Source organism: Xanthomarina sp. GH4-25 (genome assembly GCF_045363175.1).
Taxonomy (GTDB): Bacteria; Bacteroidota; Bacteroidia; order Flavobacteriales; family Flavobacteriaceae; genus Xanthomarina.
The window spans coordinates 15,611-40,566 of record NZ_JBJFLO010000008.1 but is presented as its reverse complement, the minus strand read 5'-3'; the positions used below and the strand labels follow the sequence as shown (position 1 = coordinate 40,566).

General features: G+C 33.3%; 18 protein-coding genes. 8 read left to right on the top strand and 10 right to left on the bottom strand.

What is annotated here, in order from left to right; translation table 11 throughout:
• Window positions 1-38 precede the first annotated feature (38 nt).
• The 5 genes from ACI5KZ_RS12365 to uvrA form a co-directional block, all read right to left on the bottom strand.
• Window positions 39-2,870, bottom strand: coding sequence for a metalloprotease (locus ACI5KZ_RS12365; RefSeq protein WP_406847793.1), 2,832 nt, complete (start codon window positions 2,868-2,870; stop codon window positions 39-41).
• On the bottom strand, window positions 2,867-4,135 hold the full coding sequence (locus ACI5KZ_RS12360; protein ID WP_406847792.1) for a T9SS type A sorting domain-containing protein: 1,269 nt from the start codon (window positions 4,133-4,135) through the stop codon (window positions 2,867-2,869). The genes ACI5KZ_RS12365 and ACI5KZ_RS12360 overlap by 4 nt, the downstream gene beginning before the upstream one ends.
• A 24-nt stretch (window positions 4,136-4,159) precedes the next feature.
• Window positions 4,160-4,849: a TIGR00730 family Rossman fold protein gene (locus tag ACI5KZ_RS12355; protein WP_109310046.1), complete on the bottom strand. Its 690-nt coding sequence runs from the start codon at window positions 4,847-4,849 to the stop codon at window positions 4,160-4,162.
• A gap of 228 nt (window positions 4,850-5,077) precedes the next feature.
• Window positions 5,078-5,248 carry a lmo0937 family membrane protein gene (locus tag ACI5KZ_RS12350; RefSeq protein WP_109310045.1) on the bottom strand — a complete coding sequence of 57 codons (171 nt, stop codon included), beginning with the start codon at window positions 5,246-5,248 and terminating at the stop codon, window positions 5,078-5,080.
• Between the two features lie 55 nt (window positions 5,249-5,303).
• Entirely contained in the window at window positions 5,304-8,135 is a 2,832-nt protein-coding gene (gene uvrA / locus ACI5KZ_RS12345) for an excinuclease ABC subunit UvrA (protein WP_406847791.1), read from the bottom strand.
• A gap of 100 nt (window positions 8,136-8,235) precedes the next feature.
• Here uvrA and ACI5KZ_RS12340 point away from each other — a divergent pair, with 100 nt between their 5' ends.
• A complete protein-coding gene (locus ACI5KZ_RS12340) occupies window positions 8,236-8,757 on the top strand; it encodes a hypothetical protein (protein WP_406847790.1) in 522 nt (173 codons plus the stop codon).
• Window positions 8,758-8,822: 65 nt separating this feature from the next.
• On the opposite strand, the gene ACI5KZ_RS12335 is transcribed toward ACI5KZ_RS12340, so the two are convergent.
• Genes ACI5KZ_RS12335 through ACI5KZ_RS12325 form a run of 3 tightly spaced genes read right to left on the bottom strand, consistent with a single transcriptional unit; the run spans window position 8,823 to window position 10,826 of the window.
• Window positions 8,823-9,539: a hypothetical protein gene (locus ACI5KZ_RS12335; protein WP_406847789.1), complete on the bottom strand. Its 717-nt coding sequence runs from the start codon at window positions 9,537-9,539 to the stop codon at window positions 8,823-8,825.
• Window positions 9,540-9,541: 2 nt separating this feature from the next.
• Window positions 9,542-10,210, bottom strand: a complete 669-nt coding sequence (locus tag ACI5KZ_RS12330; RefSeq protein WP_109310205.1) for a DNA alkylation repair protein — start codon at window positions 10,208-10,210, stop codon at window positions 9,542-9,544.
• Window positions 10,211-10,229: 19 nt separating this feature from the next.
• A complete protein-coding gene (locus ACI5KZ_RS12325; RefSeq protein ID WP_406847788.1) occupies window positions 10,230-10,826 on the bottom strand; it encodes an ACP phosphodiesterase in 597 nt (198 codons plus the stop codon).
• A 72-nt stretch (window positions 10,827-10,898) separates the two neighbouring features.
• On the opposite strand from ACI5KZ_RS12325, the gene glmM reads away from it, so the two are divergent.
• Window positions 10,899-12,284, top strand: a complete 1,386-nt coding sequence (glmM, locus tag ACI5KZ_RS12320) for a phosphoglucosamine mutase (RefSeq protein ID WP_406847787.1) — start codon at window positions 10,899-10,901, stop codon at window positions 12,282-12,284.
• Between the two features lie 75 nt (window positions 12,285-12,359).
• Here the strand turns inward: glmM and ACI5KZ_RS12315 are convergent, their stop codons facing one another.
• On the bottom strand, window positions 12,360-13,259 hold the full coding sequence (locus tag ACI5KZ_RS12315; RefSeq protein WP_406847786.1) for a lysophospholipid acyltransferase family protein: 900 nt from the start codon (window positions 13,257-13,259) through the stop codon (window positions 12,360-12,362).
• Window positions 13,260-13,322: 63 nt separating this feature from the next.
• Here ACI5KZ_RS12315 and ACI5KZ_RS12310 point away from each other — a divergent pair, with 63 nt between their 5' ends.
• A complete protein-coding gene (locus tag ACI5KZ_RS12310; RefSeq protein ID WP_109310201.1) occupies window positions 13,323-13,973 on the top strand; it encodes a rhomboid family intramembrane serine protease in 651 nt (216 codons plus the stop codon).
• A 46-nt stretch (window positions 13,974-14,019) separates the two neighbouring features.
• Here ACI5KZ_RS12310 and ACI5KZ_RS12305 read toward each other — a convergent pair whose 3' ends face one another.
• A complete protein-coding gene (locus tag ACI5KZ_RS12305) occupies window positions 14,020-15,144 on the bottom strand; it encodes a redoxin domain-containing protein (RefSeq protein WP_406847785.1) in 1,125 nt (374 codons plus the stop codon).
• Between the two features lie 117 nt (window positions 15,145-15,261).
• Here ACI5KZ_RS12305 and mnmE point away from each other — a divergent pair, with 117 nt between their 5' ends.
• From mnmE to ACI5KZ_RS12280, 5 genes are all read left to right on the top strand, one after another.
• Window positions 15,262-16,650, top strand: coding sequence for a tRNA uridine-5-carboxymethylaminomethyl(34) synthesis GTPase MnmE (gene mnmE, locus ACI5KZ_RS12300; protein ID WP_406847784.1), 1,389 nt, complete (start codon window positions 15,262-15,264; stop codon window positions 16,648-16,650).
• A gap of 67 nt (window positions 16,651-16,717) precedes the next feature.
• Window positions 16,718-17,131 (top strand): HYC_CC_PP family protein, encoded by a 414-nt coding sequence (locus ACI5KZ_RS12295; protein WP_406847783.1) that lies wholly within the window; start codon window positions 16,718-16,720, stop codon window positions 17,129-17,131.
• A gap of 107 nt (window positions 17,132-17,238) precedes the next feature.
• Window positions 17,239-20,940 (top strand): efflux RND transporter permease subunit, encoded by a 3,702-nt coding sequence (locus ACI5KZ_RS12290; protein WP_109310189.1) that lies wholly within the window; start codon window positions 17,239-17,241, stop codon window positions 20,938-20,940.
• The gene (locus ACI5KZ_RS12285; RefSeq protein ID WP_406847782.1) at window positions 20,937-22,166 is read left to right on the top strand and encodes a TolC family protein; all 1,230 of its coding nucleotides are present in this window, start codon (window positions 20,937-20,939) and stop codon (window positions 22,164-22,166) included. Before ACI5KZ_RS12290 ends, ACI5KZ_RS12285 begins: the two co-directional genes overlap by 4 nt.
• A gap of 65 nt (window positions 22,167-22,231) precedes the next feature.
• Window positions 22,232-24,949 (top strand): heavy metal translocating P-type ATPase, encoded by a 2,718-nt coding sequence (locus ACI5KZ_RS12280; RefSeq protein ID WP_406847781.1) that lies wholly within the window; start codon window positions 22,232-22,234, stop codon window positions 24,947-24,949.
• Window positions 24,950-24,956: the final 7 nt, after the last annotated feature.

Sequence of the window (24,956 nt, the reverse complement as noted above, 5' to 3'; positions counted from 1 at the left end):
AAAAAGCCGATATTATACAGTTTTGTTTGAAGTGTAAATTAATACCAACGTCTGCTAAACAAACCAAAGAGGGTTTTAAAGTCTAAAGTTACTACAAAGCGAATTTTTTCAGCATAATGAGCTTGCGCAACTTCCCAGCCTAAATTAGAATACACTGGAAAATAGAGTTCAAAATAATCTGGAATTAAACTCACACGAATACCTGAGTCGTAAACAAATTTGATGTCTTCTCCATGGTTTTTTACCAAACCAGCATCTCCATAAGCTAGAATGTATTTCCAAAGCGTTGTACTACCATTTATCGTACTTATCCATTCGTTGGCATAAGGTGTTTCAAGTTTTGATTTGAAACCACCTTCGGCAATTATAATTTGCTGACTAAATAAACCAGAGTCTTCGGAACGACCATAATAATTATAATCGAATAAATAATCAGTAGGTCTATCTAGCGCAAAACTGAAATAATCGGATGCTTTATAACTGTCATTATATAAAAAAGTTCCAACAAATAACCTCAGGTTGTATTGTCTACTTTTTTCGGTTAATTTTCGGTATTCAAAATTAAAAGCGATTTTACCAAAATCTTTAGCAAATTGTACATCAGAAAACCAAGAAACATAATCTTCTAAACCTTTATTTATATTATTATATCTTAAATTTAAAACGCTATAATTTGGTTCTGTTTCATCGGCATCTAGGCTTAAATCTTGATCTCGATTAATGTCTACATAACGCATGGTAACGTACTGCTTTTTATTTGACATGAGATTTAATTTGTCCCTAAATAAAAATTGTACTCCTGGGGTTAATTTTCTAACAAATAAATCTTCAGCATAACTTGAATAACTTGCAGAAACACCATAATTGATGCTAAACAAATTAGTGTCATTATTCTCTATATACTGATTGTAATTAAGTGTGATTCCTCCAGTTAATGAATTGGATTTTGTTCCATATTGAGGTGAAATTTTATAATAAAATGCTTTCTTTAATACGGTTTTATTATAGGCTTTTACACCAAGTACAATACCATCGTAAATATTATCAAATTCTACAATAGGCATAAAAAACACTTGATTATATGCTGGGTCTTCAATGTCTTTTATTAATCGTAATTGAATAGGTCTGTTAAATAGTGAATTGGTTAAAGATTTAGTATTGTCTCTTAAATTAAATTCTGGGACAATCATGTCTTTGTTTAAAACGACTTTGGTGCCATGGTTTTTTGCAATTGTTACTGTTTTTGTATCGGCAATATCTTCGACCCAAATTTTAGAAATAATCGAGTCTTTTTGTAATACAAATACAGAAATTGGGACATTGGTTTGCGTTTTGTTTTTGATAGTAACTTTCACCGAATCTCTAGATTCTTCAACTTCTGAAATAGTGTAATCTATGCGCTTTTTAGTAGTTAAATAATCTGTAAAGAACCAATTTAAATTTTTAGTACTATTTGCTTGTAGTATGTTTTGAAAATCTATAGTTGAAGATTCCTTCAATTCAAATTTAGAAACATATTCTTTTATAGAGTTTTCTAAAATATCGTCATTTATATAATTATCAATATAGCGTAAACCAACACCAGCTTTGTATTTGTTTGCTATATTTTTATTGAATTTTAATAAGGAATCTTTTTCCATGCTTAACGGCTGGTCTAGATTCTCTCTCGCCATGTGCATGTATAAAAAAGGATACTGGTCGTTGAAATCTAATTGTGTGGCATGAAATGAGCGGATGCCCCATATTCTAGATAAGCTACCTGCAAGTTTCATGTCTGGATAGAACTCTTCAACATATTTCATTAAAAAGTAGGTTTGTAACCCATCAATAATCCATTGGTCTTTTCTTGGGTTTGTAATGATAATGTTATCTAAATAATTATTTAAAGCTGTTTTTAAGACCTTTAATTCGTATTGGAATTTATCTGGAAACGGACGAATAAAATCAGGCAAAAGGTTTAAACCATAAATAGGATTTTTTCGGTAATCAATATCTGTAACCAGTAATCTTTCATGGGGATAAGGACCAATATGCTCTGTTAGGAATTTAGATATCTGATCGGTTATTACCAGATTGTCAATCATATTTAGCTTTGCTTCATCTAAATTTGAGACCATGGTAAAATAATCGGTTTTTATTTGACTGAATGATTTTGTTTTATTTAAAAACAATTTGGTGTTCACTCTATTTTTTCCTTCAAGAACAACTGTAAGAATACTGTCTTTTTGAGAGATATCTTTTTGGTCTAACTCTGAAGTAATATTGTAACTATTTGGAACATGAAGTTCCATGCTCACATCTGCTACAGGAACAAATAAATCGTCTAAGTTTTTGTTGCTTGCATATTGCCATTCACCATTGTAAACAGCAGGTGTCATGTACCAATAACGCAAATTAAAATCGCCATTAGAGGTCATACCATAGCGGGTAAACTTATCACTTGGAACCTGCACGATATAATTTAAGTTGATGGTATAACTTTCGTTAGGTTTTAAAGGGGTATTAAGGACAACTTTAACTACATCTAATTGGTCTTTTAACCTTTCAAAATTTAGTTCTTGTTGGTTCTGTTTGATGGATGTAATTACAGAGTATCCTCTATCATCGTTTTTTGCAAAATGAAAATCGGCATTGTATTCTTCGGCAAAACGTTTGGCTAATGGTGTTGTTTTAGTTGCAAAACTGTGGTTCCAATCGTTTAAATAAATTTCTTCTAAAACATCATTCGTATGATTAAAATACGTGATGGTTTGAGCAATTTTTATCTGTTTTTTTTCAGCATTAAAATCTGCTTTTAAATCAATTTTATTCTGACTTAAAAGTAACATTGGCACTAAAAATAATAGACTGCTTAAAAAACTTAATTTCAATTTGTTTTAACGAATTTTAAAGGTTGAACATTTGTGTTTGGCAGTGTTAGATAATATATACCCTTGCTAAGAGTGGATACGTCCATACTTATTTTGTTAGACGAACCCACAGGAACAGATTTTACTTCTTGTCCTAACGTATTAAAAATGTTAAGTTTTTTAGTGTGATAAGATGGATTGTTAATTTTTATTTCTAAGATGCTTTCAATCATATTTGTGCCAATAATTTGAAGACTCTCTTGGGTATTAGGTTGAATATTTAATAAGGTTTCGTTAGTTTTTAATTGTAATGTTACTGGAAGATGGTCGCTAAAATAATATAAAGCTTCTCTAATATTATACGAAAAATCTGCTCCTGCACATGCTTCATCTTTTATTTCATTATTGTAACAGTTTATATTGCCATTATTTCCATATGCCTGATATGAATTGGTTACATAAGAGATGTTTGAATTTGACAACATGTTTGATGATGTTAATATAAAATCGAATCTATCGTCAAAACCTCCTGTGGATCCACCTAAACCTGTTTGTGTTCTGGTAGACTGAGTAAACATATCGATATAGTTGGTGTTGTTGTGCCAACTACCAGTTCGGTTGGCAGGATCGGCTAAAACAATATGATTTGTAACGTCTAATAATTCCTGAAAAGCAGCTTCAGTATGAGTGTAAACGTTAAAATCTCCAGCTAATAGAATTTGACTATTAGCTGGAAAAGTATTTAAATATGTTGTTAAATCTTGAACCATTTCTAATCTTAAAGCTTGATTGTTTACACCATTTGATGCTTTTAAATGACAAACAATCACGTCTAAATATAAAGGATTACTGTCTTGATTGATAGAATTTAACTTTAATTTATAATGATTGAAATCGCGATAAATAGTTTGAACGATATCTTGACTTTCTAAAATAAATTTTGAGCTGTTGTAGAAAATCAAATTTTGAAGGTCATTTTGGTTACCTATCTCATCATCAGAAGTGTTTAAAGAGAATGTTGGCATTCTAAATTGCTCGCTTACTTTATCTTGTAGCACTTGTAAAATGGCATTCGCTCCAGATTCATTATTTAATTCGCAAACGGCAAAAATATCCGGTTGGTAATTGTTTAAGATAACATCTAAATGTTGTATTCTATTTGGAACATTCGATTCTAAAGGGAAATTCAATAAATTGTAAAACATCACCTTAAAGCTTTCTTGCGAAAACAGGCTATGCGTTATCAACATGCAAAGCATGGATACAATTTGTATTTTCTTTTTCATATGTATTCCTGGGAGAAAAACGAATTAGAAGTTTGGACTCAAACCGTAATCTTTATAAAAATCGTCTAATATATCTATAACTTCATCTGAAGAATCTACTAAATGAATTAAATCTAGATCTTTAGCACTTACGTTATTAAATTTGTCTAGCAAAACTTCTTTTACCCATTCAAATAATCCACCCCAAAATTCTTTTCCTACCAGTATGATAGGGAATTTTTCTATTTTGTTAGTTTGAATAAGAGTAATTGCTTCAAATAATTCGTCTAAGGTTCCAAAACCTCCAGGCATAACAACAAAGCCTTGTGAGTACTTAACAAACATGACTTTTCGAACGAAGAAATAGTCGAAATCTAAGCTTTTATCAGAATCAATATATGGATTATCGTGTTGTTCAAACGGTAAATCAATATTTAAACCTACAGAAGTTCCACCTGCAATATGAGCGCCTTTATTTCCAGCTTCCATAATTCCTGGACCACCACCTGTAATCACACCATAGCCATGATTTACAATTTTGGCAGCTACTTCTTCTGCTAATTTATAGTATTTATGATCTGGTTTGGTTCTTGCAGATCCAAAAATGGATACGCAAGGTCCAATTTTACTTAATTTTTCGTAACCATTTACAAACTCACCCATGATTTTAAAAATAGCCCATGAATCGTTTGTTTTTATGGCATTCCAACGTTTATGATGTTGTTCGTCTCTCATTTATATTTTTTTTTCAGATATTTTAATTTATTAAATTTCTTTTTACTATATAGAAATCCAAAGGCAAATTTAAGAGAAATAAGGACATTTTAAGTGCTTTCTTTAAATGATTTATAAAAACCAATTTGAAATGAAGAGATGCCAATTGAAAACAGCATAAAAAAATGAGACAAATCTATCTGAATGATTTGTCTCAAGTGTATTATATTGAATATAAACAGACTCGATTTATTTTAAAGGGCCTCGACCAGAAATGATATTATATAAAATAACGATAATAGCAATAACTAATAAAATATGAATTAAATTACCAGTTGCTATGCCTGGAACAACTCCTAAAAAACCTAATAGCCAAATAATTATACATACTACTGCTACTAGCCAAAGTAAACTTCTCATGATATAAATTTTTATGGTTAAGTATCTAATTTAATGAATTTAAACGAGAAAAATTCTATTTTAATTCTTTTTTAAGAAATTGGGCTGTATAGCTCTTTTTGTGTTTTATTACATCTTCAGGACTACCTTCAACAATTACTTCGCCACCATTTTTACCACCCTCGTAGCCTATATCGATGATGTGGTCTACCATTTTAATAACATCTAAATTGTGCTCAATAATCAAAACCGTATTGCCCTTATCTGCTAGTTTATTTAACACAATCATGAGTACTCGAATATCTTCAAAATGCAATCCAGTTGTAGGTTCGTCTAGAATATAAAACGTATTTCCAGTGTCGCGTTTGCTTAACTCTGTAGCCAGTTTAATACGTTGCGCTTCACCACCAGAAAGTGTGGTGCTTTGTTGTCCTAAGGTAATATAACCTAATCCAACATCTTTTATGGTTTTAAGCTTTTTATGAATTTTTGGAATGTGTTCGAAAAACGGAACAGCATCATTAATTGTCATGTTTAAAACATCACTAATGTTTTTTCCTTTGTAACGAATCTCTAAGGTTTCTCGGTTGAAACGTTTGCCTTGACAAGTTTCGCATTCTACATAGACATCTGGAAGGAAATTCATTTCAATAACCCGTAAACCACCACCTTGGCAAGTTTCACAACGTCCACCTTTAACATTAAAGCTAAAACGCCCAGGTTTGTAACCACGAATCATGGCTTCTGGAATTTTAGCAAAGAGACTGCGTATTTCGCTAAAAGTTCCTGTATACGTGGCTGGATTGCTTCTTGGTGTTCTTCCAATTGGAGACTGATTGATGTCGATAACCTTGTCTATATGCTCTAACCCTTTAATACTTTTATAAGGCATAGGTACTTTTACGCCATTAAAATAATGGGCATTCATTATAGGGTAGAGAGTTTCGTTAATTAAAGTAGATTTTCCACTTCCTGAAACTCCTGTCACACCTATCATTTTTCCTAACGGGAATTTTACCGAAACATTTTTTAAATTGTTTCCTGTACAGCCTTTTAATTCTATAAATTTTCCATTCCCTTTTCTACGCTTTTTTGGTACTTCTATTTGTTTGGTGCCATTTAAATAATCTGCTGTTAGAGTGTGATGGGTTTTTAGTTCGGCAGGTGTACCAATACTAATAATTTCACCTCCATATTTTCCAGCTTTTGGACCAATGTCTATCACATAATCGGCGTGTTCTATCATGTCTTTATCGTGTTCTACCACAATGACAGAGTTACCTATATCCCTTAAGGCTACTAAGGATTTTATTAGTTTTTCATTATCTCTTTGGTGGAGTCCAATACTAGGTTCATCTAAAATATAAAGCACACCAACCAATTGAGAACCTATCTGTGTTGCTAGACGAATTCGTTGAGCTTCACCACCAGAGAGCGATTTAGAGCTTCTGTTTAAAGACAAATATTCTAAACCAACATCCAGTAAAAACTGCAATCTGGTCTTAATTTCTTTGATGACTTCTTCAGCAATTTTTATTTGTTTGTCTGATAGATGTTTTTCTAAATTGTCAAACCATTCTGCCAAGTCAACAACGTCTTTATTAGCAAGATCGGCTATATTTTGTTTGTTTATTTTAAAGTATAAAGACTCCTGTCTTAATCGAGAACCATGGCATTCACTACAAGTCACTTTGTCCATATAGTCTTTTGCCCAACGTTTTAAAGATGTGGTTTCTGCATTGGTATACTGACTTTCTATAAAATTTGCAACACCTTCAAATTCAATCTTGTAGTCTCTAGTTACTCCAAGTGTTTTGCTTTCAACCGAAAACTTTTCATTACCACCAAATAAAATAATTTGTTTAGCTTCTTCAGGAATACTTTTATAAGCATCGTTTAAAGAAAAATTAAAACGCTGTGCTATCGTTTCAAACTGCTTGAAAATCCAAGAGTTTTTTTGGGGACCATGAGGAGCTAATGCTCCAGCTGCTATAGATAGTTTGGGGTCTGGAATAATTTTATTTTCATTAACCTGATACAATGTACCAATGCCATTACATTTAGGGCAAGCCCCTTTAGGCGAGTTAAATGAAAAGTTATTTGGCTCTGGATTGGGATAGGAAATACCAGAACTAGGACACATTAAATTTCTACTAAAATATCTGGTTTCTTGTGTGTCTTGGTCTAAAACCATCAGCACATCTTCGCCATGATACATGGCAGTGTTGATGGTTTCGGAGAGGCGTTTATCGTTATCAACAGTCTTGTCTATTTTTAAACGATCAATCACAATTTCGATGTCGTGATTTTTATATCGGTCGAGTTTCATGCCTTTTACAAGGTCTAGAATTTCGCCATCAGCTCTTACTTTTACAAAACCTTGTTTGGCTATTTGCTCAAACAGTTCCCTATAATGTCCTTTTCGTGATCGTACTACAGGTGCTAGAATATTAATACGTTTGCCCTTAAAGCTTTCGATAATAAGCTCTTTGATCTGTTTGTCGTTATAACTAACCATTTTTTCGCCAGAATTGTAGCTATAGGCATCACTAGCACGAGCGAAAAGTAGTCTTAAAAAATCGTAAATTTCTGTAATGGTTCCAACAGTTGAACGAGGCGATTTACTAGTTGTTTTTTGCTCGATAGCAATAACAGGGGAAAGGCCGTCTATTTTATCCACATCCGGTCGTTCCAAACTGCCTAGAAACTGTCTGGCATAAGCCGAAAAAGTTTCTATATATCTACGTTGCCCTTCGGCATAAATGGTATCAAATGCTAATGAAGATTTACCACTACCAGAAAGACCAGTAATTACGACCAGTTTTTCTCTTGGAATGGTAACATCTATGTTTTTCAGGTTGTGAACACGAGCGCCTTGAACCTCAATATTTTCTTCGAATGAACTCATAAAAATAGCAAAGTTGCAAAGGTACGATTTTAGTTGTTAAATCTTTATGAAGTTATATAGTAGATTTATTATTATTGCCATATTATTAAATATTATATTTATGAAAATACTAGGAATAAGCTCAAGAATTAATCATCCAGAATTTGGAAAAGGCGTAGTAACCAATGTAACCTCAAAACACTATTGGGTGACATTTATTGAAAATGGTTTAGAAACTATAGATATCGATGCTGAATTTGAAGTAATTGAAGCAGCTGAAGACGATGTGGATACGGTTAGTTTTGCTGAAGTAGAAAGCAGCTTGGTGCAAATTTTAAAACGTTGGAGCGATGTAACCGAAGTGGTGCACATTGCAGACAAATGGAAAGGTGGCAAGCTTATTTTAGAACCTGGCGATACTAATTTAAAATCCAGCGAAGTACCTATTGATACTTTCTTTCATAAAATCACTATGGTTAGAGATCGATTGCGAGTGATGGAGCAAAAAATAAATTCTAGTAATTTAAAAGAGCAAGAGAAAATTGATTTGCAACAGTACCTAACCAGAAGTTATGGTAGTTTAACCACGTTTAATGTACTATTTAAGCTAAAAGAGCAGCAGTTTAAGGGTCAAAAAAAATAGAACTCAAGATTTAGAGTTTTAAAAGTTAAATCTAAATTTTAACTGTTTTACTGAAAACAAACCATTTATTTAGTGCCAATAACATCTCCCATCTCTAATCCTAAAAAAAGCAGTTTATGGAAGGTTGGGAGTTGAGCACCACTTTCTGTTGTTATCCAATCTTTCCATGTCGCTTCCAGCCCACCAATTGGTAAAATATCTACCCACATTTTAAATCGCTCTGGCAAGCCGTTTTTGTCTAAAAACCATAAATAAGAATCTCCAGGAGTAGTACCACCAGAAGTATAAGTGACTAGCAAACCTTGTTTACCTTTTTTTGTTTTTACTATGCTGCGTTTTGTGCCTTTATCGAAAATTTTATATGGAGCCACCAACCAAAAAGAATCGTTGTTAAAATAATTAGTGGCTTTTTCAATTAATTCGTCTGCTTGCTCGTTGTGAACTCTGAAGCTGTGGATAAAAGCTTTACTTTCAGAAGGATTATTTAAGTTTAATTCTACTTTATAAGTTTCCCAAAACACATAACAAATACCTTCTGTCTTTAACCATTGATAATGATGCTTTCTTTTAAAAGTCCACTCAATATAATTTGTTTTTTTATAGGCAACATAATCTAACGCATCTAGCATTTTATTTGCCATCTCATCAGCTTCTGCACTTTCAATGCCAATTGGTAGTTCTTCGTTGTATTTAAAATAGACAAAACCAAAGAGTAATAAAGTAGGTAAGGTTAAAAAGATAACAACCCCTAAAATTATTTTTATGATTTTTTTTGTCTTCAAAATTAAACGATGTTTCTTATTGCTTCTTTTTTACTTAAGGGTTTAAGTGAAGTCGAATTTACAAAATTTAGTACAGATTTGGGGTTTGTTTTTCCATATTCTCTTAAAGACCAGCCAATGGCTTTTTGAATGAAAAATAATTCAGATTCACTAAATCTTAAACATTGTTTAAAGAGTAAAGCATGATCTGTTTTGTTTTTATATCCTAATTGAAATAAAATACTACTTCTGTTTAGCCACATGTTTTTAGTTAACGAATATTTTTCAATAATCGTTTTAGTAGCTTCTGGATATTGAAGCAAATAGGCTCCTAATATTTGTTTGGCTATAAAATCTACCGTATCCCACCATGAATTTGTTATAATGAATGTTTCAATAATATTGATATCTTTTATTGTATAGGATTTTCGTGCATATTTTTCAAATATCTCAATTGCACAATGGTGTAGTTCTCTTTGTGGTTGGTTTAGAAGGTTTAAGGTTATGGTTCTAAAATTTTCTTTTAGATCCTTGTCGAATAGCTTGCTTGTTTCGTTTAGTATGGATCTTCTAATTGGTGTTTTAATTCCAAAAAATTCGAATTGGCCACGTAAATACGCTTTCATTTGAAGCGCATAATCTGGATTGCCTTGATTTATTAAGTTTTTAGTAAGAGTTTCTACAAATGTCATTTTTATTATGTTGAAAAACTTAAAGTTTTTGGGTGATTTCGATTTTTTTTAATTCGGTAAAATCCATCAATTCTTTAAAGAACAAAGAGAATTCTTCTTCAAACTCATTATAATGTGCTCTTAATTCGTTGGTGGCTTCATTCATATTGGAAATGTTTTTTATTCGGTTATTCATACCATTTAAAACTCTTTGAATTCCATCTATACTAGCATAATTTAGTAGCCAGTTGTCTGCAATCATATAAGGCATCATTTTTTGTATTCTTGTAGGTAACACTTCAAAATGATCGTTTAATGTATTGTAAAAATCATCTACATAAATGTCTAAGGGAATATTAGAATAATTACTCCAATTTTTCGCTAAAAAATGGTCGTAAAGAATATCTACAATCACACCACTATAGTGACTGTAATTTTTATGAAATTTTTTTGTGCTCTGTCTCACGATTGGATGTGCATCTGTAAACGTATCAATTTCACGATGTAATAAGATGCCTATTTGAATATCTTTGGGATATGTTTTATACTTTTTCCCTCGAATGCCGTCGGCTATAAAATTACCAATCGTAATAAAATCATTATCTCCAGATAAAAATATATGCGCTAAAAAGTTCATTTTGTGAATTTACAAATTCGTAATATAGAAAACATATAGAAAACTTATATTTGTTTAAATTTTTAGAAATATATGACATTAATAAAATCAATATCAGGAATTCGAGGAACCATTGGAGGACAGGTTGGAGATAATTTAACACCAATAGACGCCGTTAAATTCGCGTCGGCTTATGGGGTTTGGTTAAAACAACAACCAAACAAAGAACATTACAGGGTTGTGGTTGGTCGTGATGCTAGAATTTCGGGAGAAATGATTCAGAATTTAGTAATGAATACTCTTGTTGGTTTAGGTATTCATGTTATTGATTTAGGTTTATCAACAACTCCAACTGTTGAAATAGCAGTTCCAATGGAACATGCAGATGGAGGGATTATTTTAACAGCAAGTCACAACCCAAAACAATGGAATGCTTTAAAGTTGTTAAATGAAAAAGGCGAATTTTTAAATGGAGCTGAAGGTGCTAAGATTTTAGAAATTGCTGAAAGTGATACAATGATATTTTCAGACGTAGATAACTTAGGGAAAATAACCAAGAATCAAGCTTATATTGATATGCATATTGATGAGGTTTTAAAACTCCCTTTAGTCAATAAAAAAGCCATTGAAGACGCCAATTTTAAGGTTGTTGTTGATGGTGTAAATTCTACAGGAGGCATTGCTATTCCTTTGTTGTTAGAGCGTTTAGGTGTACATGCTATTAAATTATATTGCGATCCAACTGGTCATTTTCCGCATAATCCAGAACCCTTAAAAGAACATCTTACAGATTTATCTGAAGCTGTTGTTAAAGAACAAGCTGACTTAGGAATTGTTGTGGATCCAGATGTTGATAGATTAGCATTTATGGATGAAAAAGGAGAGATGTTTGGTGAAGAATATACCCTTGTTGCTTGTGCAGACTATGTACTAAGCAAAACACCTGGTAATACTGTTAGTAATATGAGTTCCACACGTGCCTTACGCGATGTTACTGAAAAACATGGAGGCATCTATCAAGCCAGTGCCGTTGGAGAAGTCAATGTAGTTGAACTCATGAAGCAAAACAAAGCTGTTATAGGAGGAGAAGGAAATGGAGGTATTATTTATCCAGCATCTCATTATGGTCGCGATGCTTTAGTAGGTGTGGCTTTATTTTTAAGCTTACTGGCTGAAAAGAGATTGACAGTTAGTGAGTTACGTGCTAGTTATCCTAGTTACTTTATGAGCAAAAAGAAGATTGAATTAACGCCAGAAATAAACGTTGATGCTATTTTAAAACAAATGGAATTAAAGTATTGTAAAGAAAATCTAACAACCATTGATGGTGTGAAAATTGATTTTGCTAATAGTTGGGTACATTTACGAAAAAGTAACACCGAGCCTATTATACGTGTATATACTGAAGCTCCAACACAGAAAGAAGCAGATGATTTAGCAGATAAAATAATTGCTGAAATTCACTCTGTTACAAAGTAAATAAACCAAAAGAAGTTTTTATTGTTTTTATTGAACCAAAAAGGTTTGATTCTGTTGTAAACGAGCCGATAACAACTATACCTTAACCCTGTAATTTTCGGGCACTTTATCTCTGTGTTTCCAACGCTTATGTGTCCATAAATAATACTCTGGTGCTTCGTAGATTTGTGCTTCCACCAATTCTAAAAACTGATCTGTAATGCTATAATCTGGGAATTCTTTTGGATTATAAGCTATGGTTTTAAAAGATGTTTCATAATAACCTCGCTTTAGTTTTTTTACACCAAAAAACACAACCGACATATCTAATTTTTTAGCTAACATTTCAGCACCTGTATGTACTGGAACTGTAATTCCCATAAAAGTATTCCAATGAAAAGCTTTATCGTGTTTTGGTGATTGATCAGACACAAAACCACAGATTGTAATATTTCCTTCTCGTTTAGCTTGAAATAACACTTGAATGCTCTCTTTAGTTGTAATAAGATGACTGTTGTATTTTGCACGAATACGCTTTACCAATCTGTCGAAATATTTATTGGCAAGACGTTTATATATGGCGTAACCTTTAACATTCATATAGGTTTGAAGAATAAAAATCCACTCCCAGCTACCATAATGTGCACACATTAACGCTATACTTCTGTTTTCTTTTTCAAGTTGTTGTATAATTTCTACATTAGAAAATGTAAAGCGTTTTTTCATTTCAGCTTCCGAAATAGTCATCGATTTAATAGATTCTACAACCATATCACATAAGTGGTGGTAGAATTTTTTAGTAATGATTTTAATTTCTTTTTCAGATTTTTCAGGAAATACCAGATTTAAATTTTCTTGAACTGTTTTTTTTCTATAGCCTATTATATAGTAGATTAATATGTAAATGCCATCGGAAAAAGCATATAACAACCTAAAAGGTAAGATTGAAATAAGCCATAAAAACGGATAAATTAAAATGTAAGCAATAAATTGCATGAATTAATTTTAGATTTGCAAGAACAAATATATGGTATATTTAAAATATAACGTTTACAATTTATGGGCAATTTAAGTTTGGTATTAATCATTATTATCGCTGCAAATGCAATTATTTCTTTTAAAGGATTTAATGATTTTAGTTTTTTTGAAAAGTATAAATTTAATGTGGGCAGTATAATAAGAGGCGAACAATTTAGGATGTTTAGCTCTGGTTTTCTTCATGTAGATATGCCTCACTTATTTTTTAACATGTTTACCCTTTACATTTTTGCAGACATCGTTTTAAATTATTTGGGCACCTTATACTTTTTAATAATATATATAGGTAGCCTGTTGTTAGGTAGTTTGTTGTCCTTTTATTTTCATAAAAACGAATATCATTATAGTGCCGTAGGCGCTAGTGGTGCTGTTATGGGAATTATCTATTCAGCTATCTTATTACAACCAGATATGAGCTTGTATTTGTTTTTTATTCCCATTCCTATTCCTGCGTATATTTTTGGAATTGGTTATTTATTATATTCAATCTACGGCATGAAAAATCAGTTAGGAAACATAGGTCATGATGCCCATTTTGGAGGAGCTATTGGAGGTTATGTAATTACTTTAATTCTGGCTTCATGGCTGTTTAAAGAACACCTTCTTATGATTGTTTTATTAGCAATCCCCATTGTATTACTCTTTGTCTTAAAGAAACTTGGAAAATTATAAAAAAAAAGCCTTTCAATTTTGAAAGGCTTTTTTTAAGCTTTTATATTTAGTTCAATAATTCTGCAATTTTTGCTTCAAGAGCTTCACCTCTTAAGTTTTTAGCCACTATTTTGCCTTCACTATCTAAAATGAATGTGGCAGGAATGGCTTGAATATTATATAGTTTTGCAATAGGATCGTTAAAAAAGGCAAGGTTAGAAACTTGGTGCCACGTTAATTTATCTTTTTCAATAGCTTCTACCCATGCAGCTTTAGCATCTTTTTGGCTAGGGGTTCCATCTAAAGAAACGCCAATGATTTCTAGACCTTTATCGTGATATTTTTCATAAACTTTTACCACATTCGGATTTTCTTTTCTACAAGGTCCACACCAAGCAGCCCAAAAATCGATGATAGTTACTTTGCCTTTAATATCTTCTAAACTCAATAACTTTCCTTCAGGGTTGGGAGCTGAAAAACCAGGAGCTATATTGCCAACATCAGTCGTGACTTCCGTAAGCTTTTCATTGATTATTACACCAATGTCACTAGAAGTAACTTCTTGAGAAAAGGTGTCGAATATGTTTCTTGCTTCTTCTTTGCTAATTCCTTTAACAATATAAATGTTTCCAAGTATGGCAGCGCTTGTTACTAAATTGGGATTGTTTTTAACGAGTTCAATGTGTTTAGCGTTGATATCATCTCTTATTTTAATGAATTCAGATTTTAACTCATTCATTTTCAAAGTATCTTTATTTTCTCTAGCAGTCATAATCTGTTTACCGTAATAAGCGTTTTTCGTCTTCAGCATCTCAGAATCGTCATAATATATTTTTAGAAGATTGTTTTCTTCACTTCCTTCTACTGTAGATTTTAACAAATTATTTTTATTAAAACTAATAGACATCTTCTTATTTTCTAATACAATTGGAAGGCTACCGTAAACACCATCAATAGTTATTTGATATAAATTTGGTGTATCAATTTTACCTTTTAAAGTTGCTTTCCCGTTTTGAAAAGTTGCAGAATCAATAATTATTTCATTATTATTTTCAAACTTGATAATTTTAATTTTTCTATTATTCACCGAAGCATCAATAGTTCCATTAATTAGATATCCATCGGTAGGTTGTTCTTTTTTACAAGAAATAATAGATAAAGAAATAAATAATACAGTAAAAAGTCTTAACATGATTAAAATATATTTTAATTTTTTTACAAATATAATAGTAAAGCAAAATTAAATCTGTTAAGAATTGCTTAATTATATTAACCTCGTTTTGTGCTTTCATTTTACTATTTTTGTAAGATGAATCAAACAGACACTATTATTGCATTAGCAACACCTTCTGGAGCAGGAGCTATTGCTGTTATTCGCTTATCTGGGAAAGATGCAATTACTATTAGTTCGAAGCTATTTAAATCCATTCACAATAAAGATTTAAATAATCAGGCAACACACACCATACATCTTGGGCATGTTATGGATGGTAACCGAACAATTGATGAGGTTTTAGTATCTGTTTTTAAAAATCCAAAATCGTATACCGGAGAAGATGTCGTTGAAATTAGTTGTCATGGCTCTGTGTATATTCAGCAGGAAATCTTGCAACTCTTTTTAAGAAATGGATGTCGTATGGCAGTTGCTGGCGAATTCACTCTTAGAGCTTTTTTAAATGGAAAATTAGATTTAAGTCAAGCAGAGGCTGTAGCCGATTTAATTTCTAGTGATAATGAAGCATCGCATCAAATTGCCATGCAACAAATGCGTGGTGGCTTCTCTAGTGAAATAGCAAAACTGCGTGAAGAACTTTTAAATTTTGCTTCGTTAATTGAGTTAGAGTTAGACTTTGCTGAAGAAGATGTAGAGTTTGCTGATAGATCTCAATTTAAAGAATTGGTTGAACGTATCACTTTCGTTTTAAAACGTTTAATAGATTCTTTTGCTGTTGGAAATGTTATTAAGAACGGTATTCCAGTGGCTATTGTTGGAGAACCAAACGTTGGTAAATCGACATTGCTAAATGCCTTATTAAATGAAGAACGTGCTATTGTTTCGGAAATTGCAGGTACGACAAGAGATACTATAGAAGACGAAATATCCATTGGAGGTATTGGTTTCCGTTTTATTGACACAGCTGGAATTAGAGACACAAAAGATGTCGTTGAAAGTATTGGGATTAAAAAAACCTATGAGAAAATAGAGCAGGCTCAAGTGGTAATTTACCTATTCGATTCAAAACAGTTTAAAGTGCAATGTTCCAAATTTAAAGTGGAATTAGAGAAAATAAAAAACAAGTATCCTTTAAAACCTTTGATTGTTATTGCTAATAAAATTGATAAGATAGACGATATTCAAATTGCTGAAATGCAAATTGAAATCCCAGAAATTCAACTATTATCTGCCAAAACAGGTTTTGGAGTCGAGGAGTTAACCAATAAGCTTCTTAATTTAATTAACACGGGAGCCCTTAGAAATAACGAAACTATAATTACCAATACCAGGCATTATGATGCGCTTTTAAAAGCGTTAGAAGAAATCCAGAAAGTTAAACATGGACTCGATTCTGGAATATCGGGAGATTTAATGGCTATCGATATTCGTGAAGCACTATATCATTTTGGGTTAATAACTGGAAATGTTACTAACGACGAACTTTTAGGAAATATTTTTGCGAACTTTTGTATCGGGAAATAACGTTATTTTTTAAAGTTCTGTTAAACAAAATATCGAGTTGTTAAAATTTCGTATTTTTGCATGTAGTATGAAAAAAGTATTCTATAAAATAATGTCAATGTTAATGGCTTTGGTAGTGTTATTCTCTACCATGTCGTTCACAGTCAATATGCATTATTGTGGAGGTGCTTTAATGGATTCTGCTATCTTTCAAAAAGTAGAAACTTGTGGTATGGACATGGATAATCCTTTAACAGAAGGCTGCTCCGTTACCAAAAAGGATTGTTGTAAAGATGAACAAGTAGTTTTGGATAGTCAAAACGAATTACAACTACAAGTTGACAAAATTTCTTTTGAGCAACAAATTTTTATCACGTCGTTTATTTATACTTATGTAAATCTTTTTGAAGGTTTAGATAACAAAGTGTCTTCTTATGAAGAATACAAACCACCACTCGTCACAAAGCAAATCTTCAAACTTGACGAGACTTATTTAATTTGATTTTTAAACAATAGACTGTGTTATCCAATGATTCAATTCATTAGGGTGATTCGTTGTATTCGGTGTTTTTTAAACATCAATGTCTAACTGTTTAATAATCAATACTCATGCTAAATAAAAGCATCAAATTCTTAATAGAGAATAAATTAGTTGCTGTTCTCTTACTTGTCCTTTTAGTGGGATGGGGAACTGTAAATGCGCCTTTTAATTGGGATACTGGCTTTTTACCGAGTAATCCTGTAGCAGTAGATGCTATTCCAGATATTGGAGAAAATCAACAAATTGTATTTACTAAATGGGATGGAAGGTCTCCACAAGATATTGAAGATCAAATTACCTATCCTTTAACGACCTCTTTATTGGGAATTCCTGGAGTAAAAACGATTCGTAGTTCGTCTATGTTTGGCTTTTCAAGTATCTATATCATTTTTGAAGAAGATATAGAGTTCTATTGGAGTAGAAGTCGCATATTAGAAAAATTAAACTCACTTCCAAGTGGCTTGTTGCCTGAAGATGTTAATCCATCATTAGGTCCAGATGCCACGGGTCTAGGACAGATATTTTGGTACACCTTAGAAGGTCGTGATGAAAACGGTAACGTAACAGGAGGTTGGGATTTACACGAGTTACGTAGCATTCAAGATTACTATGTAAAATATGCCTTGTCGTCTGCAAGTGGTGTTTCTGAAGTGGCTTCTATTGGTGGTTATGTTCAGGAATATCAAATTGATGTCAACCCAGAACTGATGCGACAGTATAATATTGGATTAAACCAAGTCGTAAAAGCTGTAAAAGAAAGTAATAAGGATATTGGCGCACAAACTTTAGAAATAAACCAAGCCGAATATTTAGTGCGTGGTTTGGGTTATGTGAAATCTATTTCAGACATTGAAAATGCCGTAGTCACATCAGAAGATTTCACATCCATAAGAATTAAAGATATTGGTAAAGTATCATTAGGTCCTGCAGCACGAAGAGGGATTCTAGACAAAGAAGGATCAGAGGTTGTAGGTGGCGTTGTTGTGGCGCGTTATGGTGCGAATCCAATGGAGGTTATCACAAACGTCAAAGAAAAAATCCATGAATTAAGCGCTGGGTTGCCTTCAAAAGTACTTTCTGATGGAATAACGTCTCAAGTAACCATCGTTCCTTTTTATGATAGATCAGAACTCATTCAAGAAACATTAGGCACATTAAATGAAGCCTTAACCTTAGAGATTTTAATCACCATTTTGGTTATTATTGTTATGGTATTTAACCTTCGTGCGTCCATTTTGATTTCAGGCTTATTACCTGTTGCAGTCTTAATGGTATTTATCGCCATGAAACTCTTTAATGTAGATGCAAATATTGTGGCATTATCCGGAATAGCGATTGCTATTGGTACCATGGTAGATGTTGGTGTTATACTTTCAGAAAATATTATACGTCATTTGGACGAAGATGAAGGGAAACTTTCCATAAATACAGTGGTTTATAAAGCCACAACAGAAGTGTCTGGGGCCATTGTAACTGCTGTAATGACAACTATTATTAGTTTTATCCCAGTGTTTACTATGATTGGTGCTGAAGGAAAACTATTTAGACCCTTAGCCTTTACAAAAACCTTTGCTCTAACAGCCTCTCTTATTGTGGCATTATTTTTAATTCCACCCTTTGCAGCCTATTTATTCCGAAGAAAAAGCATCAAAAAGAGTTTTAGTTATATTTTAAATGCCGCCATGGCTTTAGCAGGAATAATGGGTGTGTTCTACGGTTATTGGTTAGGAATTATTTTAATAGCTTTTGGTGTTACAGGTATTTTAAAACTACAAGAAATAGTAAAAGCAAAGCGTGCAAACCTTATAAATATCATTATTTCTGCCATCGCCATTGTATTTCTGTTAGCAGAATATTGGAGACCCTTAGGTGTTGATAAAAGTGTTTTCTGGAATCTCGTTTTCGTTGGAGTCATTTGTTTTGGATTGTTAGGTGTATTTACATTATTCATCAAGTTTTATACACGCATATTAAGATGGTGTTTAGATAATAAACTTTTGTTTCTATCTGTTCCAACAGCTATCGTGATTGTTGGTTTTTTCATCATGAAAAACACAGGGAAAGAATTTATGCCATCATTAAACGAAGGGTCTTTCTTATTGATGCCCACTTCAATGCCGCATTCTGGAGTTGAGGAAAATAAACGTGTTTTACAGCAGTTAGATATGGCAGTTGCCAGTATTCCAGAAATTGAAACCGTTGTTGGTAAAGCAGGTAGAACAGAATCGGCTTTAGATCCTGCACCTTTATCGATGTATGAGAACATGATTCAGTATAAACCAGAATATATGCTGAATGACAATGGTGAACGCCAACGTTATAAAGTCAATAATAATGGTGAATATATTTTAAAAAATGGCATGTCATTGCGAGTGGAACAAAGTGAAGCGTGGCAATCTGTTAATGCCAAAGACCAATTAATAGAAGACAACGATGGCGAATTCTACCGAAACTGGCGACCAGAAATTAAATCACCAGACGATATTTGGAATGAGATTGTAAGAGTAACTAAACTTCCAGGAGTTACTTCTGCACCAAAATTACAGCCTATCGAAACTCGATTAGTCATGCTTCAAACAGGTATGCGTGCACCAATGGGAATTAAGGTGAAAGGACAAGACTTAAAACAAATTGAAGCCTTTGGAATCGAATTAGAAGAGATATTAAAACAAGCCGAAGGTGTTAAGCATGAAGCCGTATTTGCAGACAGAATTGTTGGTAAACCTTATTTACTGATTGATATTGATAGAGAGAAAATAGCACGCTATGGCATTTCTATTCAAGATGTTCAAAACGTCTTACAGGTTGCTGTTGGAGGTATGGTTTTAACGCAAACGGTTGAAGGCAGAGAGCGTTACGGTGTACGTGTGCGCTATCCAAGAGAATTACGAGGAAACCCAAGCGATTTAGAACAAATTTATATTCCTGTTGAAAAAGGCAGTCCAGTTCCTTTAAGTGAATTGGCAAGCATTCGTTACGAGCAAGGTCCACAAGTGATTAAAAGTGAGGACACTTTTTTAGTCGGTTATGTGTTATTTGATAAATTAGACGGTTTTGCAGAAGTAAATGTGGTTGAAAGTGCCCAAGCTTTAATTAAAGAAAGAATAGCTTCAGGCGATTTAATTGTACCAAAAGGCATTAATTATCAATTTACTGGTACTTATGAAAATCAGTTGCGAGCCGAAAAAACCTTATCGGTTGTGGTGCCTTTGGCCTTAGCCATCATATTTTTAATATTATATTTTCAGTTTCGATCTGTAGGCACAACACTTATGGTGTTTACAGGAATAGCAGTGGCATTCGCAGGTGGATTCATCATGATTTGGCTCTACGGACAAGATTGGTTTTTAAACTTCAATTTCTTCGGTGAAAATATGCGCGATTTGTTTCAAATGCATCCTATTAATTTAAGTGTCGCTGTTTGGGTAGGGTTCATTGCCTTATTCGGAATAGCCACAGATGATGGCGTGGTCATGGCGACTTATTTAACGCAAACTTTCAATAGAAATACACCAGAAAATAGAAAAGAAATTAGAGCATCTATAGTCGAAGCTGGAGAAAAACGAATCAGACCATGTTTAATGACTACAGCAACCACCATTTTAGCATTATTACCAATTTTAACATCTACAGGACGTGGAAGTGATATTATGATTCCGATGGCAATCCCAAGTTTTGGAGGTATGTTAATTGCCTTAATAACCTTATTTGTGGTCCCAGTATTATATAGCTGGAGAGCGGAGTTTCAACTTAATAGAACAGTAAAATGAAAAAATTTAAAACACATATAAAACGAATCTTGTTTCTTGTTTCTTTATTCTTTGCTCTTTCCGTTCAAAGTCAAGAATTAGAAACGCTTATTAACGAAGCTTTAGCCAACAATCCCGAAATTCAAAAGATTGATTTTCAATATCAAATTGCTTCAGAAAAAGTAAACGAAGTTAACAACATACCAAATACCGAATTTAATTTTGGAGTTATGGCCATTGCACCAGAAATGGATATGCCTATGGAACGTTTTAGAGTGTCAGTCATGCAAATGTTGCCGTGGTTTGGTACGATAACCGCAAGAAAAAATTATGCAACATCCATGGCAGATGCTCAATATGTGGAAGTATCTATTGCTAAACGAAAATTAGCACTTTCTGTGTCTCAATTCTATTACCAACTGTTTGAAATAAGCGGCAAACAAAAGGTGCTAGATAAAAACATAACGCTTTTAAAAACCTATGAGCAATTGGCATTGACGTCTGTAGAAGTAGGCAAAGCTTCAGCAGTAGATGTATTAAGATTACAGATTAGACAAAATGAATTACAACAAGAGAGAGAGGTTCTAATTCAACAATACAAAGGTATTCAAGCTGCTTTAAACAGTTTAATGAATCGGGATTATGATGTAGAAGTGTCTATTATTTCGTCTATGAAAATTCCTAAAGAAGATAGCTTCTTTAGCTACGATAGTTTATCGGTAAACCCAGAACTGCTCAAATATGATAAATTATATCAATCTGTGGAGCAGTCTGAATTGTTAAACCAAAAAGAAGGAGGACCTATGATTGGTTTTGGGGTGGAATATATCAATCAAGATGACAGTCCAATGATAACTAGTTCTTATAAAGATATGGTTATGCCCATGTTATCAGTTTCCATTCCAATTTTTAATAAGAAATATAAATCTCAAACAAAGCAAAACGAATTACGAAAACAAGAAATTCAATCACAAAAGGATGAACGCTTAAATATGCTGAAAGCCGAATTATCAAAAGCTATTTCTCAGCGTAATCAGTCGCGAATTAAATTTGAAACACAAGAAAAAAGTTTGAAGCAAGCTGAAGATGCTGAAGAGATTCTAATTAAAAGCTATGAAACTGGAACCATTGATTTTAAAGATGTTTTAAACATACAAGAATTACAATTGAAGTTTCAAATAAATCAGGTGGAATCAGTGAAGAACTATTATGTACAATCCACAATTATAAATTATTTGACGAATTAATTTTCGTATTTTATGATTGATTTTAGAATGAATAACAGACCTAACAGGTTTCAAAAATAAGAAAAATGAAACACACATATAACATACACGGAATGACTTGTAATGGTTGTCGTAGTCACGTAGAAAACATACTTTCTAAAGTAGAAGGTGTTTCAAAGGCAAGCGTCAATTTAGATAAGGCAGAAGCTACGATTGAAATGTCATCACATATTCCTATTGAGACGTTTCAAAAGGCATTGAAAAAAGATGGAGACACCTATACGATTCACACCCCGAATAATGACGAGATGAAACATACCTATCACATTCACGGAATGACCTGCAACGGTTGTCGCAGTCACGTTGAAGACATACTTTCAAAAGTAGAAGGGGTTTCAAAAGCAACGGTCAATTTAAAAAAGTCAGAAGCCACTATTGAGATGGAAGCTCATATTCCTTTTGAAAGCTTTCAAAAGGCTTTAAAAAAAGATGGTGGAAGTTACAGTATTCATAAACTTGGAGAAAAGCCATCTCAAGATGCAAAAGTAGAAAAACCAAAAGGAAAAGGTACTGGAACATTTTATTGCCCCATGCATTGCGAAGGCGATAAAACCTATGATAAAGCTGGCGATTGCCCTGTTTGTGGAATGGATTTGGTTGAAGAACAAAACCTTTCAACTTCTAATTCAGAACAATGGACTTGCCCCATGCATCCGGAAGTGATTAAAGATGAATCTGGAGCTTGTCCAATTTGTGGAATGGATTTAGTGCCCATGGAACCCGACTTGTCTTCAGAAGAAAAGACCTATAAAAAGCTGTTGAAGAAATTCTGGATAGCCTCTATATTTACCTTGCCGATTTTTATTATCGCTATGAGCGAAATGCTCACAAACAATCCATTATACAACATTATGGATCAGGTGAAATGGAATTGGGTACAATTTGCGCTATCCATTCCGGTTGTGTTTTATGCCACATGGATGTTTTTTGAACGCGCCTATAGAAGTATCAAAACGTGGAATCTTAATATGTTCACGCTAATTGGTATTGGTGCTGGTGTGGCATGGTTATTTAGTGTGTTTGGGATGTTTTTTCCGGACTTTTTTCCAGAACAGTTTTTGTCAGAATCCGGAGCTGTACACGTGTATTTTGAAGCTGCAACGGTTATTCTAACCTTGGTATTACTAGGGCAATTGTTAGAAGCGCGTGCCCATAGTAAAACCAATTCGGCCGTAAAAGAATTATTAAAACTAGCACCAAATAAAGCGACTAAAATTGTAGACGGAGAAGACGTTGAGGTAAGTATTGATAAAATAGAATTAAACGATATTTTAAAAGTAAAACCAGGCGATAAAATCCCAGTAGATGGCTCCATAACCGAAGGTGAATCTACGGTTGACGAATCCATGATTTCGGGAGAGCCAATTCCTGTTAACAAAACGGTAGGAGATAAAGTAAGTAGTGGCACCATAAATGGAAATCAAGTGTTCCTCATGAAAGCTGAAAAAGTAGGAAGCGACACCTTGCTTTCTCAAATTATTCACATGGTGAACGATGCCAGTCGAAGTCGTGCGCCCATTCAAAATTTAGCCGATAAAGTGTCTGGTTATTTTGTGCCAGTCGTCGTTATAATTTCATTAATAACCTTCGTAGTTTGGGCCATTTGGGGACCAGAACCCGCTTATGTGTATGCTTTTGTAAATGCCATTGCGGTGCTAATTATTGCCTGTCCATGCGCATTAGGATTGGCAACACCCATGTCCGTAATGGTCGGAGTTGGGAAAGGCGCTCAAAATGGTGTGCTGATTAAAAATGCCGAAGCCCTCGAAAAAATGGACAAAGTAGATACTTTAATTGTGGATAAAACAGGAACCATTACCGAAGGTAAACCAACCGTTGAAAAAGTTGGTGCTTTTGGAAGTCGTTTTTCTGAAGATGAAGTCCTTCAATATATCGTGTCCTTAAATAGTAATTCCGAACATCCACTAGCTGAAGCAACCGTTAAATATGGAAAAGATAAGAATGCCGAATTATTGAAGTCTAGTGATTTTAGTGCTGTAACAGGTAAAGGTGTTGAAGGAACAATAAACAGTAATACCGTAGCATTAGGAAACCCTAAAATGATGGAACATGCAAAAGCAGAAATTTCTTCGGAAATGGAAGACGAAGCAAAAAGCTATCAAAAACAAGGTAAAACGGTTTCTTATTTAGCTATTGATGGCAACGTTGTTGGTTTTGTTGTGATTGGCGATAAAATCAAAGCAACTAGTGCCAAAGCCATTAAAGAACTTCAAGATAAAGGCATTGAAGTGATCATGCTTACAGGCGATAATCATAACACAGCACAAGCAGTTGCTACGGAATTAAATCTCACCGATTTTAAGGCGAGTATGCTGCCAGAAGACAAGTTAAAAGTGGTCGAAAAATTGCAGGCACAAGGAAAAGTAGTAGCCATGGCTGGGGATGGCATAAATGATGCCCCAGCATTAGCAAAAAGTGATGTCGGCATTGCCATGGGAACAGGAACAGATGTGGCTATTGAAAGCGCTATGATTACATTGGTAAAAGGCGATTTACATGGTATTGTAAAAGCCAAAAACTTAAGTCATGGTGTTATGAAAAATATCAAACAAAATCTGTTTTTCGCACTTGTTTATAACACGTTAGGCGTTCCAATTGCTGCTGGTGTTTTATTTCCGTTTTTTGGATTATTACTATCACCAATGATTGCCGCATTAGCTATGAGCTTTAGCTCAGTTTCTGTTATTGGGAATGCCTTACGATTAAGAACGCTTAAAATATAATTCTAAA